A 16,292-nucleotide genomic window follows, 5' to 3' on the forward strand; every position below is an offset into this window, starting at 1 on the left:
AATTTTATGGATTTCATATTGCAAATTAATTCAATGTGGTATAATACTGTAGATAAATAGTTTGATATTTTTTATTAAAATTGTTTTGTAACCCTAAAAACACAGGAGGAATTTAAAATGGCTTGTAAATTTTACTTATATAGAGGTAAAGGCAGAAATGCAGAAAATGGACACCTTTGGATATATGCCAATGAAATAGAAAATGTTGATGGTGAATATGAAAATGGAGATATAATTGAAGCATATAATTTTAGAGGAGAGTTTATTGGAAAAGGCTTTATTAATGATGTTTCTAAAATTGCCATAAGGATAATGACCAGAGATATTAATGAAGAAATAGATGAAGAGTTTTTCAGAAGAAAACTTCGTGCTGCTTGGGCATATAGAAAAACAGTTATAGATACCTCTAGCTGTAGATTCCTGTTTGGAGAAGCAGATTTTGTACCTGGAATGATTATAGATAAATATGAAGACTATTATGTTATTCAATCTTTAGCACTAGGTATAGATAAATATAAAGATATAATTGTTAAGCTACTAAAAGATGAATATAATGCAAAGGGCGTATATGAAAGAAGTGACGCTAGGGTACGTGAGCTCGAAGGGATGGAACAAACAAAAGGCTTTTTATCAGAGCCCTTTGATACTAATATAGAAATTATTGAAAACGGCGTTAAATATAATGTTGATATTGAAAATGGTCAAAAGACTGGATTTTTCTTAGACCAAAAGGAAAACAGAGCGGCTATCCAAAGATTATGCAAGGATGCTGATGTTTTGGATTGTTTTACTCACACAGGTTCTTTTGCGCTTAATGCAGGTATAGCTGGAGCTAAAAGTGTACTTGGAGTAGATATTTCTGATTATGCAGTAGAATGCTGTAGAAAAAATGCAGAGCTTAACGGACTTTCAGATACAGTTAAATTCGAATCCCATAATGCCTTTGATATACTAAGAGAATGGTCAAGAGAAGGAAGACAATATGATGTAGTAATACTAGATCCACCTGCATTTACAAAGTCACGTTCTACTATAGACGGTGCTACAAGAGGCTATAAAGAGATTAACTTACGTGGTATTAAATTGGTTAAGCCGGGCGGATATTTTGTAACTTGCTCTTGCTCTCATTTTATGTATCCTGATTTATTTAGAGATACAATAGCTGAAGCCGCATTAGATGCTAAACGAACTCTTAGACAGGTAGAATTCAGAACTCAAGCAGCAGATCATCCTATACTATGGAATTCTGACGAATCTTACTACTTAAAATTTTACATATTCCAAGTGGTTTAAAAGAAAAAAAGTATATATTACTACAAATGCTTTCACTTCACTAAGTAGTTCTAATGCATTTACGTAATATATACTTTTTTATTGCGTTTAAGCTTCTTCTTAAATTATAATTCCATCCTTATATTCTGGTACACTGTCTATAATATCCTTTCTACAGCAGTATTCCAAATCTGCTTCAAGTCCTAGCTCTGTAATCCTTTTGTAGTGTCCTGCATATTTTATAAAGCTGTGAATATCTTCATTGTTTTTATAAATATAATGAGAAGTTACAGCAATATCTGAAAGCTCTGCTTCTACCAGTTTTAATACACAATCTATTGTGTACCCACTGCATAAGAAATCATCTATAGAAAATTCACCATAAGTTCCAGCATTGACTATTACTACATCTTTATTTAATTCCACTATTCTCTTTGCTATAGACTTGGCGTTTAACATAGCACCTATTAGAATGCTACTAGCCCCCACACAGCCCTTTATAGCTTTAGTGCCATTAGTTGTAGTCATAACAAGAGTTTTGTCTTCTATGGTGTCTCTAGTGTATTCTAATGGAGAATTCGAATAGTGAAATCCCTCAATTTTTAATGCATCTCGCTCTCCGCCAAGCATAAACTCCTCTTTGCTATTTTTAACAATCTCAGCTGCTTCATCAACCGTTAAAACAGGAATAACACCTTTGCAGCCATTATTAATTGCAGTAATTATTACGCTGGTTGCCCTAAGCATATCTATTACTACCACTGTTTTATTTTCTATTTTTTCCTTTTTTATATCATCAGCAGAAACTATTATATCTATTTTCATATATTTTCCTCCTTCAATAATCCCTTTTGTATTAAGCCGCTCATTTAATTATAGAATAAGTGGGGACGGTTAACAACTTTTTAAAGTGATTTTTAAAATTGAACAGGGTAATAATTGGGGATGGTTAATAGTTTTTTAGACTATTAGCTCTAAAATATGAATATCATCTCAATCTACAGTCAATAATTCAAAGAAAAACTTATGAGTAGGAGTGATTGTTTATGGCAAGAATGGCAAGATTAAAAGCAGCCGACGCTATATTTCATATTATGTGCAAAAGTATCAGCGAGGTTGATTTATTCAGGGATTCTGAAGATAAGGAAAAGTATTTGTCCCTTGTAAAAAAATATAAAAAACTCTATAATGTTAAAATTTATGGGTACTGCCTTATGGATAACCATGCCCATTTATTGGTTGATGCAAATGGCGCCGATATATCAAAAGTCATGCACGGAATAAATTTTTCTTATGCAATGTACTTTAATAAAAAGCATGAAAGAGACGGTCATCTTTTTAAAGATAGATTCAAGAGTAAAATCGTTGATAATGACCGATATTTAAAGGCTGTATCATTATATATTCATAATAATCCTACTGATATAGCAGAATTTAGAGATTGCCCTGAAAAATATGCCTTTTCTAGTTTAGGAATCTATATTGGTAAAAGACGTGACCCGCTCAACATAGTTGACTATGGCTTTGTCTTGGGCTTTTGGGGAAATAACCTTAATACTGCAAGAAAAAGCTATTATAGCCTTGTTTTTGGGTGTAACGACAAAAAATTAGAAGAAGAATTTGAATTTAAAGATGAAAAAACAGAATATAGAAGCGGAAGAAATATACTTATACGAGATTTTACACCTAAGGATGTAATGAAATTTATAGCATTAAAGATGAATATATCCGAGTTTCATTTTATCACGAAATATAGCAGAAAACTTGTAGGAGTAAAAGCCTTAACTGTTGTTTTAATGAGGAGTCTCTGTAATTTTAAATTTAGCGACATATCTAGCGCACTTGGAAATATCACACAAGCGAGAGTTTCTCAATTAACCAGCATTGGTATTGAATTAATTGGAACCGAGAAAAAATATGAAAGTATTATAGAAGATTTCATTAAGTTTTATGCTTTATATTAATTAAAAATTTATGATTTTATAAATAGTTGTTTTATTTTTTATAAAGTTGGACAAGCATTCAAAAATATAATATTTTATTAATTTAAACCATTAAAATAATGAAAATGTCTTATAAATAAATGAATTTAGGGTTAAACGGTACAACTTTTAATGAAGAATTTGAAATAACCTTTATGTTAAATGATTGTTAACCGTCCCCATTTTTTTCCCGTTAAAAAAACTCTGCTTTTACTAAAAGTAAAAACAGAGTTCTTAAATTAATTATATGGTTATTCCTTATTTTCCTTCCATATTAGGAATGCTATAAGGAATACTGAGGCATCTTTAAAGTCTCTGATATCAAAATTTGTTTCTTTCTTAATTTTATCCAACCTGTAGATAAGAGTATTCCTATGAACATATAGTTTTCTAGCAGCATCACTGATATTAAGACCACAATTTACAAATTGCTCAATAGTTACTATCATTTCACTATCTAAAGCATCAAATTTGTCTTTTAACATGCTTAATAGTTCCTGCTTAATTTTATTATCTACATTATATACAATTTTCTCAAATAACATTTTATTGTAGCTAAATGTATGGTCTTTTATATCGAATTTTTTCCCTAGTTCCATACATTGAACAGCATCATTGTAAGCTTTTTTTAGCCCTTTTATATCATAAGTTCTATCTGCATAACTTACATAACACTTACAATACAAATCTGATGAGATAGATTCCTTTATACTTTCTGTGTGGTCCTCTACTTCATCAAAGTCACCAATTACAATTATATTATCATTATATATTAAACTCACAACTGGCTCATTATCATATATTTGCTTTATTATGTTAAGAGATTCATACTTACTTCCATCTACACTTATTAATAGGACATAACAGCCGTTTTTAAGAAAAGGTAGATTAAGACTAATATTATCAATAGAAATTTCTCTATTTTCTAAAATATCAATAACTGCTTGTTCTTTAGTTAAAAAATGCTGAGTATACTTGTTTTCTATAATATACTCAAGTAAAGATGTACAATTTTCATACTTCTTTTCTAAACTTATTATGCCTTTAACACGCCCAAGCATAATAGTAAAGTTAGTTATATTTGAATTTTCAATATCTAAGTCACTAATATATAGTGCCATACCATCCTCTGTAACTACATTAAATGGTATATTTGAAGAATGACTTAAATCCTTCAGGAATTCAGTGAAATTGTACATACTCCGTTTCCCCCTATATTACTGTGTTTTCAGTTTCTTTATCAAAAACATGAATTTTATTTGTATCTAGTGCTATTTTAATCGTATCTCCAACTTTAGCTTTAGATGATCCGTTAACTCTAGCTACAATGTTTGTATTTCCCTTTTTCATATATATATTAGTCTCTGCGCCCATAAGCTCTGCAACCTCAACTTGAGCTGCTATAACCGAACCCTTATTCTTCTCAATAAATTCCATACCGTCATCAATATCTTCTGGTCTAATACCCATTACAACAGTTTTTCCTACATAAGATTTTTCTTTTACTATATCAGCTTTATCTTTTGGTAATATTATAATTTCATCATCAAAAGAAAGTACAACTTCGCCATTTTGCTCTAAAACCTTTGCTTCCATAAAGTTCATTTGAGGACTTCCTATAAATCCAGCAACGAACATATTAACTGGGTGCTCATATATGTTATGAGGAGTATCTACTTGTTGAGCAAGTCCATCCTTCATTACAACTATTCTTGTTCCCATAGTCATAGCTTCTGTTTGATCATGAGTTACATATATAAAAGTTGTTTGAAGTTTATGATGGAGTTTTGCTATTTCTGTTCTCATTTGAACTCTAAGCTTAGCATCTAAATTTGATAGAGGCTCGTCCATTAAGAATACCTTTGGATTTCTTACTATAGCTCTTCCAAGTGCTACTCTTTGTCTTTGCCCACCCGATAATGCTTTTGGTTTTCTATCAAGTAAATGTTCTATATCAAGTACTTTAGCTACATCAGTAACCTTTTGTTTTATTTCATCTTTTGGCATTTTTCTTAGTTTTAACCCGAAAGCCATGTTGTCGTATACAGACATATGAGGATATAATGCATAGTTTTGGAATACCATAGCTATATCTCTATCCTTAGGTGCCATATCATTTACGAGTTTATCGCCAATATATATTTCACCTTGTGAGATTTCTTCAAGACCTGCTATCATTCTTAAAGTTGTTGATTTACCGCAACCTGATGGTCCTACAAAAACTATAAATTCTTTGTCTTCTATTTCAAGATTAAAATCTTTAACTGCCGTTACGTTTCCCGTATAAACCTTGTATATGTGTCTTAATGATAAATTTGACATAATATATTCCTCCTACATGTACATTCTAAATGTTTTTCTATATATACATTGTAAACCTTTAAAACACAATTATCTATTTGCAAAACCCCCAAAAGTGTTAAAGTTAATTTGTAGAAAGACACAAACGTCCTGGTGATAAAAGTTAAATTTTATAATTTTTACCTTGATATAGATCTATTTCTTTTAATTTATTATCTATGGCATTTAAGACTTCCCACTTTTTCAAACTCCACATAGGACCTATTAGCAGCTCTCTTGGCGCATCTCCTGTTAATCTATGAATAACCATATTAGGTGGAAGCATAGCTATTGATCTTGTAATAATATCTATGTACTCATCTTTTTCCATAAACTTAAGCTTTCCAAGGTTGTACAGCTCAACCATTGGAGTATTTTCAATAAGATATAGCAAATGCATTTTTATACCTTTTATATTTTTATGTGCCACATAATCTATTGTTTTTAACATGTCCGACCCGCTTTCCCCAGGCAGACCAAAAATAGTGTGAACTACTACATCAATATTTCTTTTGTTAAGGCCTTTGAGGGTCTCTTCAAATTTCAATAGTTTATATCCTCTATTAATGATTTTTGCACTTTCATCGTTACAGGTTTGAAGACCTAGTTCTACCCAAGTGTATACTCTATTAGAATATTCCTCTATAAGGTCTAACACCGCATCATCTAAGCAATCAGGTCTAGTAGCTATAGCCATTGCCACTACTCCCTCCTGTGATATTGCCTCCTCATATTTTTGTCTTAATACTTCTATGGGAGCATAGGTGTTTGTATAAGCCTGAAAATAGGCAATGTACTTTCCTGTTTTCCATTTTTTACTCATCATATTAACTATATCTTCAAATTGACTTGTGATAGAAAATCTCCTATCCCCGCCAAAATCTCCTGAACCTCGCTCGCTACAAAACAAACATCCTCCACCGCTAATAGTTCCATCTCTATTAGGACAAGAAAATCCAGCATCCAAAGCAATCTTAAAAACCTTATCACCAAACTTCTCCCTTAAAAAATAATTTAAACTGTGATATCTTTTGTCTCCCCATGTTTTCTGCATTAATCTCACCCTTTCTGTGTTTAAGGACCATTCAAATAAATAACTAGTCATTAGACTAGTTATTTAAGAATACTATGTTAATTATACCTTATAGTATATAACGAATGTATTAATTATAATTTATCTACAATAAAGCTTTTTAAATCCAATTTCCACTTACCAATAATATCTGTTTCTGCACTAGTAACATTTGATTTAGGTATTACTTCATACGTCATACTATCCTCACCAAAAGAAGAAAATACTATCTGAACTTTGTCTATAGGATAATCTTTTTCAAAATTAACAGGAACCATATCTCCATTGTCTACTTTATAAATTCTTATATATTTGCCCAGGTTTCCCTTAATATATTGTACAAGCAGAAACTTTTCATCTAAGGAGAAGGTCATAAACTCCACTTTGCAATTAAGCAGCAAATCTAAAGTAATTAGTTCCTTTCCAATTGGTTTTTCCTTAGCTATTACTTCAGATCCTCCACCTTGATCACCCTGACTTCCTGTTTTCCCAGCATCACCTTGTACCGCTAATGACTCATCAATACTGACAATACCAATAAAGGAATTTTTGTCATAGGTACTAACTGCAAGTTTTTCCCCTTCATAACTAAAATTTATGCAGCTGAAGTCTTTTAATGGCACCATTATTTTATACAACTGCGCTGCATCTTCCCGTGAATATACATATTTAGGGAATCCGGCTTCATCAATAATTAAATTTGTTTTCACATTTTTTTTATCTCGAAATCTAATACCTATTCCTTCAACAAAAGCTTCCTTTTGTGGCACACTATTAACTTCACTTATTCTATATTCTGCACCATCTTTAACAATTTTAATAGAATATTCATCCAAAGAGCTCTGTGAACTAAGCATGGAGGTTCTTGTGACCCTAACCTTAAAAACTCCACTTCTTCCAACTTCATTACTTTCTATAACTTTATAACCCTTTACCTTCATTTCACTAAGGGGCATTTGATCAATTTTTTTGGATAACTCCTTAGTATATAATTTTTTACCATTTTCGTAATCTTCCTTCATTATAAAATTCATATAATTATCAACTACATTGGCTGCAGTTTTAATCTCAAAAGCATTAACTTTTGGCTTTTCTTCACTCTCCTTTTTCCCACATCCTGTGAAAGAAAAAACATAAAACACTATTAGTAAGCAACTTAAAATTTTTTTCAATATTTTCACTCCTTTTAATTCAATTTTCATTTAATGATAGAACCTATAATTTCTTTTATACTTAAGCTCTTTTATTTAAACTTTACAACGTTAAATTCATTATGCTAATTATAGTTTCCCACTAAATATAATTTTAATTTATAAAATCATTATTTATTATTGCTTCATATACATATATTTATAAAGACAAGCATCTTATTTGTATATAATTAACAATTCAATAATTTTATGGAGGAGATATTTTGAAAAAAAACATCGGTTCAATATTTCAAACCGCAGCTGTGTTTATAGGTACCATAGTTGGTGCGGGACTTGCTTCCGGCCAGGAGATAACTCAATTTTTTAGTACTTATGGATATAGGAGCTTCTGGGGAATTCTCATATGCGGTTTAATCTATATTGTAATAAGTTCTATTATAATTTCTATTAGTCTAAAACATAAATTGAGCTCCTATACTGAACTTATAACTCTTGTAAGCCCCGGTTTTTTTGGTGTAATTACGGATATTTTTACAAGCTTTTTCTTAATTAGTGGTGCTGCCATAATTTTAGCTGGGAGTGGTGCACTTCTTCATCAATATTTTGGCATTTCAAAATGGATAGGAATTTTACTCATGTCTATAATTTCACTATATACACTACTTAAGGATACCAAAGGGCTAATAACTATAAACTCTTTTATAGTGCCTATTCTTACTACAATTATTGTAACTATATTCGTTTTATACTTAATATTCTACAAAGATATGGTAAGTGCTTCTTATATAAAACAAATCCCTTCTTACAAAGTCAATATAATTCCAGCTCAATGGTTTTTTTCAACATTACTATATGCTGGTTTTAATATGCTCTGCTGCAGTGGCGTCCTAGTTCCAATAAGTCAAGAAATGAAACATAAACGTATTCTTATCATTGGAGTTATAATAGGTTCAATAGGTCTAACCATATTATGCTATATGATAAATATAATGCTTTTATTGAATATACCTCAAATTTTTAAATATGAGATTCCACTGCTATATATAACAAATCGTTTTGGTATGTTAATGCAAATTCTTCTACTTTGCGTAATTTGGTTTGAAATGTTTTCAACTGAAGTTTCTGATATATATAGTGTAGGCAAAACTCTGGAGAAAAAATTTAATATTCCTTATAAAAAGGCAGTATTCTTAATATTAATTATGGCTTTGCCTATTTCTCAAATTGGCTTTAAAACTTTAATTAAAGTTCTTTATCCTGGTTTTGGAGCAATAAGTCTTATTTTTATGATTCAATGTATTATATTTTATAGGAAAACCGCTAAAAAACAGAATTGACATTATATATATCCAATTGTACAATTCTTATATATCCTAAGGTATATGAAAATTGAAATTATAAATCAAGGAGATTAGAATGATTAATAGAGGTACAGAAGAATTAAATGGTTTATGTTTTTTAGACATGCTAGAAAAATGCAATTTATGTCCTAGGAAATGCTTCGTTAATAGATTAGATGGAGAATTAGGCTTATGTGGCGCTTCTTCGGATGTGAAAATAGCTAAAGTCAGCTTACATCAATGGGAGGAACCATGTATTTCAGGCACATCAGGCTCAGGTACTGTATTTTTTTCCAACTGCAATTTAAAATGTGTGTTTTGTCAGAATCACACTATAAGTGAGGAAGGCACAGGTAAAACAGCATCTATAGAACGCCTAAGCGAAATTTTTTTAGAGCAGCAAATGCGGGGCGCCCACAATATAAATTTAGTTACGCCAACTCATTATGTGCCACAAATAATAGAAGCTTTAAAAATTGCTAAAAGTAAGGGCCTAAGCATTCCTATTCTCTATAATTCAAACGCATATGAAAGTATAGATACAATTAAGTCCTTAAGTGGTTTTATTGATGTTTATTTACCGGACTTAAAATATTATAACGATAAATATGCAATTAAATATTCAAATGCACCTAATTATTTTAATACAGCATGCAAGGCTATTACTGAAATGGTTTCCCAAGTAGGAGACGCTAAATTTGATAATGCAGGGCTAATTCAAAAGGGAGTAATAATTAGACACCTAATGCTACCAGGTTTATTATTTGATTCAAAAAAAGTAATAGATTTTATATATTCCACCTTTAATGATTCAGTGTATATTAGCTTAATGAATCAATATACTCCTATGCATAAGGCAGCTAAATATCCTGAAATAAACAAGCCATTAAACCCTAATCATTATGATGCTCTAATTGACTACTGCTTAAACCTAGGCATCACCAAATGCTTTATTCAAGAAAGCGGAACTGCATCTATTGATTTTGTACCAGACTTTGATTTAAATCAAGCATAAGACATCTTCTAAAAAAATAGTTTTATGACAATACAAGGTCTCCATAATTTTTAATTATGGAGACCTTGTATTGTCATAATCATTCTATATACTGAATGCTTTGATTTTTATTAAAGTCAAACTTCATATTCTTAAAAGAAAAATGCAATATACACGCGAATATTATGCTTGCAGCCACATCAGCAAAATAATGTTGCTTTACAAACATAGTTGATAAAATTATGGACCCAGCTATAAACGCACAAATTATTTTTGTGGATTTATAAAGCTTATCGGATTCATAGGTATACAAAGCTATTAACACAGAATTTAAAACATGAATGCTTGGAAAGCAGTTATAGGGGTTATCAGCCGCATACAAATTCAAGACCATATTGCTGAAGAAATCAGTCTCTGTTATCATAGGTCTTGGAACATATGTTGGATAGATATAATATATTAAATAACATGTAATCATACCTATATTTAAAGTTATAAGTAGTTTTAAATACCTTTCTTTATCTACTATACATAAGATAGCAGAAAAAACCGCCATAAATATATACCAAGATGCATAGGGTAATATAAAATATTTATTAAAAGGTATGAATTTGTCTACAATTGTAAGCACAGAGTTAGTATCCCCTCTGTATTGATTTAATATTGGATATGTCATACTTATAAGTAGTATGCTTAGTCCCCATAATCCCCTTTTAATAATGTCCTTCCATTCATACGTTTCTGCCCTCTTTTGTAATTGCTCCATTTGAGTCCCTCCTAACCGCCTTAATAAAATCTATATCTTATATTTTTTCAATTCATCCTTAAAGGAGCTTGTTATCTTTTTGAATTCATATATACTGAAAGTAAGCTTCTTTATTTCATTAGTATAACTTCCAACACTTGCACTTACCTCTTCTGATGATGCAGAATTTTCTTCCGCAATTGCAGCTAGAGACTCTATTGTTTCATATATATTTGCAATAGATTTTGCTTCTTTGTCTAAATCATTTATAGTATTTATCATTGCTGTTGATACTGTTCTAACGGACATTGTAGCCTCATAACTTATATCTCTTACTTCTTCTAGCCCCTTAGTTTCGTTTTGCAGAATATCATACTGGTCACCAATTTTATCAACAAGTATATTTATATCCTTAACAAATTCTATTAAATTACTATTAATTTCTTCTACAGCACTCTTAGACTGTTCCGCTAGCTTTCTAACCTCATCTGCAACTACAGCAAAACCTCTTCCTTGTTCACCTGCACGAGCAGCCTCTATAGATGCATTTAAAGCAAGTAGATTTGTTTGCTCAGCTATTTGAGAAACAATTGAAACTATATTTGTTATGTCGTGAGCCTTGGTTTCTAGTCTAATACCATTATCCTTGACCTCTTGAAATTTTTCTAGTGTTCCAAGTATATTTTTACTTGTACTATCAACACTTTCATAGCTATTATTGATCTTTACAATAGCTTTTTCTAATTCATCTTTGTTATCATTTTCATTTTTAACAATGTCCTTCAGTGATCTAATATTGTCATTTAAAATTAAAACAGCATTTTCAGTGTTCTCTGCTTGACTTACGGAAGAGTTAGCCATTTGATCAACCACTCCAGATATATCTTCAGATGTACTATTCATACTAGTAGAAATTTTATTTATATTTTCAGCGAAAGTATCCATCTCATCAGTTACACCTTTAAACTCAACAAAATCTGTTCTAAATCCTTTCTTATATTCTTTAAGTTTTCTGTATAGCTCTTCGTATTCATCTCCAGTGACTATATCTCCATCTTCAACGTAGTTATTACTATTAATTTGATCTATAGTCTGTGAAATTAGCTTTGCAGGTCTTCCCATTATAAACGAGGCAAGGCTTGACGTAGCTCCAGAAATTACAGCAAGTGCTAATACCTTTACCATATTATCTATTCCCACTATTGGCATAGCTAGCAGTAAGGATATAATAAAAGTAAATGTCCCTACCTTTCCAGGTACATTCTTAATAAAACCTAAAGATAAGATTTTATTAATTTTATATGTTTTCTTATAATAAATATCCTTTTCAAAGGTAAGTTTTAAACTTAAACTATCTGATGTTTTTTCTAATTGTTCAATTTCAATTTTCTCATTAAAGTACTCACAAGTTCCATCTAAAAGCCCTAGAAAATAATCAAACATTCCTCTTTTAGAGTTATAAGTAAAGATAGCCTGGCGACTTGAAATAGGTGTTATACCTACTAGTGGTGGTTTAGCTCCAGCAAATTTTTTAGTCATTACCACGTGTATATCAAATAGCGATTTTAAGAATGAATATACATTTTCAGTATCAAAAAACGCAGGAAAGTCTCTATGAAAAGCTATTAGATTATCTTTTCCTATGATTCCCCACAATTTATCAATGGGTATATTTTGTTTTTTTGATATATTACCTATTACATTTTTAACTTGTCCATCATCTACATTCTCCACTGGTGAAAATATTTTATTAGAATTCCACCCCACAGATTCCATAGCACTATCAACTACACCCTCACCGTAAAGTTTTCTACAAGTTTTCATCCAAGTAGCTACTACTGTTCCTTTCATAAAACTAATCCCCCTATTTATCTATTGTTTATTTTTTTTCTCTTTAATATGCCACTAAATTCTTTTCTTTAATATATATTATAACCTAATGGTAATAACTTGTTAATAACATTTATCATTTATTTATGAATTTATATTTTATTTTTTCATGAATACCGTTAACTATACCTTAAACTCTACTCTATCTAGTCTTGCGATTACTTTAATGTCTGTATGTTTAACCGTGTCAGTTCTTATAGAACTTCTATTGCTTACTAACAATATTTTATTACCATCTAGTTTTTTTATTTGTCTTAATACTCTTTCTCCATTATAATCAACTAGTGAAATAGAGTTGTTTTCTATTTCATGTGTCAAATGAGCAAAAGCAATATCCCCACTACAAATTCTAAACCCGCTCATATCGTCATTTTCTATTTCTAAAAACAATACTTTATCTTGAGCATAGCCTTCTACTTTGTTTGATATTATCGGCATTTGTCTTGTACCTATAGCTTTTGCTAAATCATATTTATAAATAGCAACATCTTTTAAAACCGAACCAAAGGCATCATTCCAAACCTCTTGTACTTTTTCTGTGTTAGGCCTTTCATATTTAGGTTTTCTTTCCTCTACATACGCGTCAGCTTGGAAGGATACAGAAGTATCTTCGATTTCTTCCCCTAAAATTTTAGATATCTTTTCTAAAAATTTTTCATTTATTACTTTTCTTCCCAGTTCTACTTCATTAATAAAACTTTCAGAAACTCCGATCTTCTTACCTAATTGTTTTTGACTTATTGCTTTTGATTCTCTTACTTGTTTAATCTTATCTCCTACCCTGCTCATAATTCTCCACCTTTCAAATTGAATAATTTTTTTAAAACATTCTTAAATATTTAGGTTGCCTGGAAGTAGACACCATTTTAAGCCCATATAAAAGTCTTTATTACATTTTAGCACAAAATATAAATCTTCTACATATAGCAGAAGATTTATATTTTCATGTGTCTTATTACCTTTCCCTGTAAGCTTCTCTTTCTTCCATCAAATGCTGCAAAAGATACCTAAGGGTCCATTTTATAGATGTTGGTGTTATAGCGGCTAGTATAGTCTGAGGATTTTTAACTTCTTTTATGCTATCTATTAGATCATATAGCTGCTTATCTTGATAATTGTTAAATAAAAGTAATTTTTCATGGGGTAATTCAATATTACTTTCCTTAGCTTCTATGTTACATAATATTTCTTTAATTGTTAGTTCGCCCATGTTTTTCTCAATTACTTTACAAGGTAATATACCTTGTTTTGATAGTACACTATTAAGTTTTTCTTTTTCCATGTCAGTTAGTCCATATGCAAGGATAAGTCTTTCATTAATAAGCTCCACACTATCTTCCCCCTGTATACAATTTAATGTTTTTTTAGAATTAGAGACCTATATTACATTTTTTGTGGTTCACTGTACTCAACGTCAAATGTTTCAACGCTCATACTTTTGATCTTTTGATCTTGCTTTGGTTTATCTCTAAAATCTCTTTCGACCTTAGCTATTTCTAAAGCATGTTCCATACCCTCAATCACTTTACCAAAACCTGCATAACTCCCATCTAAATGAGGAGAATTAGCTACCATAAGAAAAAACTGGCTTCCTGCTGAATCTGAATCATTAGATCTAGCCATTGATAAAACACCAGTTGAATGTTTTAAATCATTTTTGAATTTATTAGAAGAAAACTCGCCTTTTATTGAATATCCGGGTCCACCAACTCCTGTTCCTTCAGGGCATCCACCTTGAATCATAAATCCTGGAATTACTCTATGAAAACTAATTCCATTGTAAAATCCCTTGTTAATAAGACTAATAAAATTATTTACTGTGTTTGGTGCAACCTCTGGGTACAATTCTGCCTTTATAATATTACCATTTTCCATATTAATTGTTACTATTGGATTCATATATTTATCTCTCCTTTTGTTATGTATTCATTATAAATTATATCACAGTTTATATTATTTACTATTTTTTATATATTAAGCATCTAAAAAAATAACTAGTAGACCACCTAGTCATTTTTTTTAGATGCCTTAACTAATGATTGACTAAATAACTTGCTGACCCAGGCTTATTTGCAAACTCATTTTTTCTTGAGGTTCCTCGAGTTTTATGTGAATATTTCCTCCGGGAAGTATTATTAAAAAATGTTCCTCTAGCATGTCTATCTCTCGATTTTTATCAATATTAACTGTATCTAATTCTAAGTTCCCGTAAGTTTCTGATTTATCATATTCATAGCCAACATTTAAACTTCCAAATTTAGTTATATCTTCTAACTGTTTATCCTCACTTGCAATGATTAAATGTGCAATGTTTTTATTTTCTTCAGATTTACATACTAGATGGTTTATAACACATAAACAATTACTTTGCACTGGATTATTGATTATTATACAATTGATTTTCTTTCTTTCTTCAATCTTCATGTTAAATATATCATGCCCTATGTGATGTTCATTGTTTTTTTCTAATTTGAATACTTTCATTACTTCATCACCTTATTTCTGTTGTTTTTTTATATAAGGCAAAAATAAACAAATAACAAGTCGGTATGCTAATATAGATTGACTTGTTATTTATTTTTATGTGCCTAATTTAGTGTATTCGCCTAGTGGTGATGTTGCTATAATTAATTTATATATTTACGATTTTAATAATTTGTAACTTAACTCTATCATGTTACTACTTATTGAAGAACTACTACTTGTAGGAGAACTACCATTTGTAGAAGAACTGCTACAAGTAGCAGAACTATATATCGTTACAATACCCTTTGTTTTCTTTTCATTTAAGATGTTATTGAGAGTAAGCTGTCTTTTCAGTTGATTTACCGTACCTACACTTCCATCAATTATAACTGTTTTTTCTCCAACAACTTTAACTAGTTCATCCTTTATAAATGGATAATGAGTGCATCCTAGTACTATAGATGCAACATCTAGATGCTTAAACTCCTTTAACTTATCTGTTAAATAGCTTTGAATTTGATCTCCCTCTACAATTCCATTTTCTATGAGTTCAACAAGGCCCGCACAGGGAAGAGATATCATATTTACTTCTTTTTTATATTGCTCCATTAGATTACTAAACTTCTTTTCTGCCAGGGTCATAGGAGTCGCCATAATAATTATACTTTTTCCTCTACTTATTTCTACAGCAGGCTTTAGTGCTGGCTCTATACCAATTATAGGTATGCCCTTATATTGCTCCCTAAGATCGTCTATAGCTGCACTGGTGGCAGTATTACAAGCAATTACTACTACTTTTACCCCTTTGTCCAAAAGAAAATCCACTGCATTAAAAGTCAATTTTTTAACTTCATCTACATCTTTAGTTCCATAAGGCGCATTTATTGAATCTCCAAAATACACAAAATCTTCATTGGGCAGTATTTTCAAAGATTCCTTTAATACGCTTATGCCGCCAACTCCTGAGTCAAAAAATCCTATTGGTCTTTCTTTATTATTCACATTACCACCGCCATATTAAGATTATAATTCTACATGTA

16 protein-coding genes are annotated in these 16,292 nt (G+C 30.6%); 4 read left to right on the forward strand and 12 right to left on the reverse strand.

Features of this window, described 5'->3' with window-relative positions; all coding sequences use genetic code 11:
* Positions 1-117 precede the first annotated feature (117 nt).
* Positions 118-1,293: a class I SAM-dependent rRNA methyltransferase gene (locus KPL50_RS21195; RefSeq protein WP_216300535.1), complete on the forward strand. Its 1,176-nt coding sequence runs from the start codon at positions 118-120 to the stop codon at positions 1,291-1,293.
* A 99-nt stretch (positions 1,294-1,392) separates the two neighbouring features.
* On the opposite strand, the gene KPL50_RS21200 is transcribed toward KPL50_RS21195, so the two are convergent.
* Positions 1,393-2,097: a 2-phosphosulfolactate phosphatase family protein gene (locus KPL50_RS21200; RefSeq protein ID WP_216300536.1), complete on the reverse strand. Its 705-nt coding sequence runs from the start codon at positions 2,095-2,097 to the stop codon at positions 1,393-1,395.
* Between the two features lie 221 nt (positions 2,098-2,318).
* Between KPL50_RS21200 and KPL50_RS21205 the strand changes: the two genes are divergently transcribed.
* Positions 2,319-3,236, forward strand: a complete 918-nt coding sequence (locus KPL50_RS21205) for a transposase (protein ID WP_253200746.1) — start codon at positions 2,319-2,321, stop codon at positions 3,234-3,236.
* 269 nt (positions 3,237-3,505) lie between these two features.
* Here KPL50_RS21205 and KPL50_RS21210 read toward each other — a convergent pair whose 3' ends face one another.
* From KPL50_RS21210 to KPL50_RS21225, 4 genes are all read right to left on the reverse strand, one after another.
* Positions 3,506-4,453, reverse strand: a complete 948-nt coding sequence (locus KPL50_RS21210) for a CdaR family transcriptional regulator (protein ID WP_216300538.1) — start codon at positions 4,451-4,453, stop codon at positions 3,506-3,508.
* A 13-nt stretch (positions 4,454-4,466) separates the two neighbouring features.
* The gene (locus tag KPL50_RS21215) at positions 4,467-5,576 is read right to left on the reverse strand and encodes an ABC transporter ATP-binding protein (protein ID WP_216300539.1); all 1,110 of its coding nucleotides are present in this window, start codon (positions 5,574-5,576) and stop codon (positions 4,467-4,469) included.
* A gap of 142 nt (positions 5,577-5,718) precedes the next feature.
* Positions 5,719-6,648, reverse strand: a complete 930-nt coding sequence (locus tag KPL50_RS21220) for a TIGR01212 family radical SAM protein (RefSeq protein WP_216300540.1) — start codon at positions 6,646-6,648, stop codon at positions 5,719-5,721.
* A 113-nt stretch (positions 6,649-6,761) separates the two neighbouring features.
* The gene (locus KPL50_RS21225; RefSeq protein WP_216300541.1) at positions 6,762-7,838 is read right to left on the reverse strand and encodes a lipoprotein; all 1,077 of its coding nucleotides are present in this window, start codon (positions 7,836-7,838) and stop codon (positions 6,762-6,764) included.
* 239 nt (positions 7,839-8,077) lie between these two features.
* Between KPL50_RS21225 and KPL50_RS21230 the strand changes: the two genes are divergently transcribed.
* Together KPL50_RS21230 and KPL50_RS21235 are read left to right on the forward strand one after the other, a co-directional pair.
* Positions 8,078-9,154 (forward strand): transporter, encoded by a 1,077-nt coding sequence (locus tag KPL50_RS21230; RefSeq protein ID WP_375372953.1) that lies wholly within the window; start codon positions 8,078-8,080, stop codon positions 9,152-9,154.
* Positions 9,155-9,281: 127 nt separating this feature from the next.
* Positions 9,282-10,172 (forward strand): radical SAM protein, encoded by an 891-nt coding sequence (locus KPL50_RS21235; protein ID WP_216300574.1) that lies wholly within the window; start codon positions 9,282-9,284, stop codon positions 10,170-10,172.
* Between the two features lie 79 nt (positions 10,173-10,251).
* On the opposite strand, the gene KPL50_RS21240 is transcribed toward KPL50_RS21235, so the two are convergent.
* From KPL50_RS21240 to murI, 7 genes are all read right to left on the reverse strand, one after another.
* Positions 10,252-10,917: a phosphatase PAP2 family protein gene (locus KPL50_RS21240; RefSeq protein ID WP_216300543.1), complete on the reverse strand. Its 666-nt coding sequence runs from the start codon at positions 10,915-10,917 to the stop codon at positions 10,252-10,254.
* Positions 10,918-10,947: 30 nt separating this feature from the next.
* The gene (locus KPL50_RS21245) at positions 10,948-12,747 is read right to left on the reverse strand and encodes a heme NO-binding domain-containing protein (protein ID WP_216300544.1); all 1,800 of its coding nucleotides are present in this window, start codon (positions 12,745-12,747) and stop codon (positions 10,948-10,950) included.
* A gap of 162 nt (positions 12,748-12,909) precedes the next feature.
* A complete protein-coding gene (locus KPL50_RS21250) occupies positions 12,910-13,575 on the reverse strand; it encodes a S24 family peptidase (protein WP_216300545.1) in 666 nt (221 codons plus the stop codon).
* A 166-nt stretch (positions 13,576-13,741) separates the two neighbouring features.
* Positions 13,742-14,116 carry a DUF3783 domain-containing protein gene (locus KPL50_RS21255; RefSeq protein ID WP_216300546.1) on the reverse strand — a complete coding sequence of 125 codons (375 nt, stop codon included), beginning with the start codon at positions 14,114-14,116 and terminating at the stop codon, positions 13,742-13,744.
* A 53-nt stretch (positions 14,117-14,169) separates the two neighbouring features.
* Positions 14,170-14,685, reverse strand: a complete 516-nt coding sequence (locus KPL50_RS21260) for a peptidylprolyl isomerase (RefSeq protein WP_216300547.1) — start codon at positions 14,683-14,685, stop codon at positions 14,170-14,172.
* Positions 14,686-14,829: 144 nt separating this feature from the next.
* A complete protein-coding gene (locus tag KPL50_RS21265) occupies positions 14,830-15,270 on the reverse strand; it encodes a hypothetical protein (RefSeq protein ID WP_216300548.1) in 441 nt (146 codons plus the stop codon).
* Positions 15,271-15,426: 156 nt separating this feature from the next.
* On the reverse strand, positions 15,427-16,254 hold the full coding sequence (gene murI, locus KPL50_RS21270) for a glutamate racemase (RefSeq protein ID WP_216300549.1): 828 nt from the start codon (positions 16,252-16,254) through the stop codon (positions 15,427-15,429).
* Positions 16,255-16,292 lie beyond the last annotated feature (38 nt).

Source organism: Clostridium sp. CF012 (genome assembly GCF_018861755.1).
In the GTDB taxonomy this organism is placed as follows: domain Bacteria; phylum Bacillota; class Clostridia; order Clostridiales; family Clostridiaceae; genus Clostridium_AD.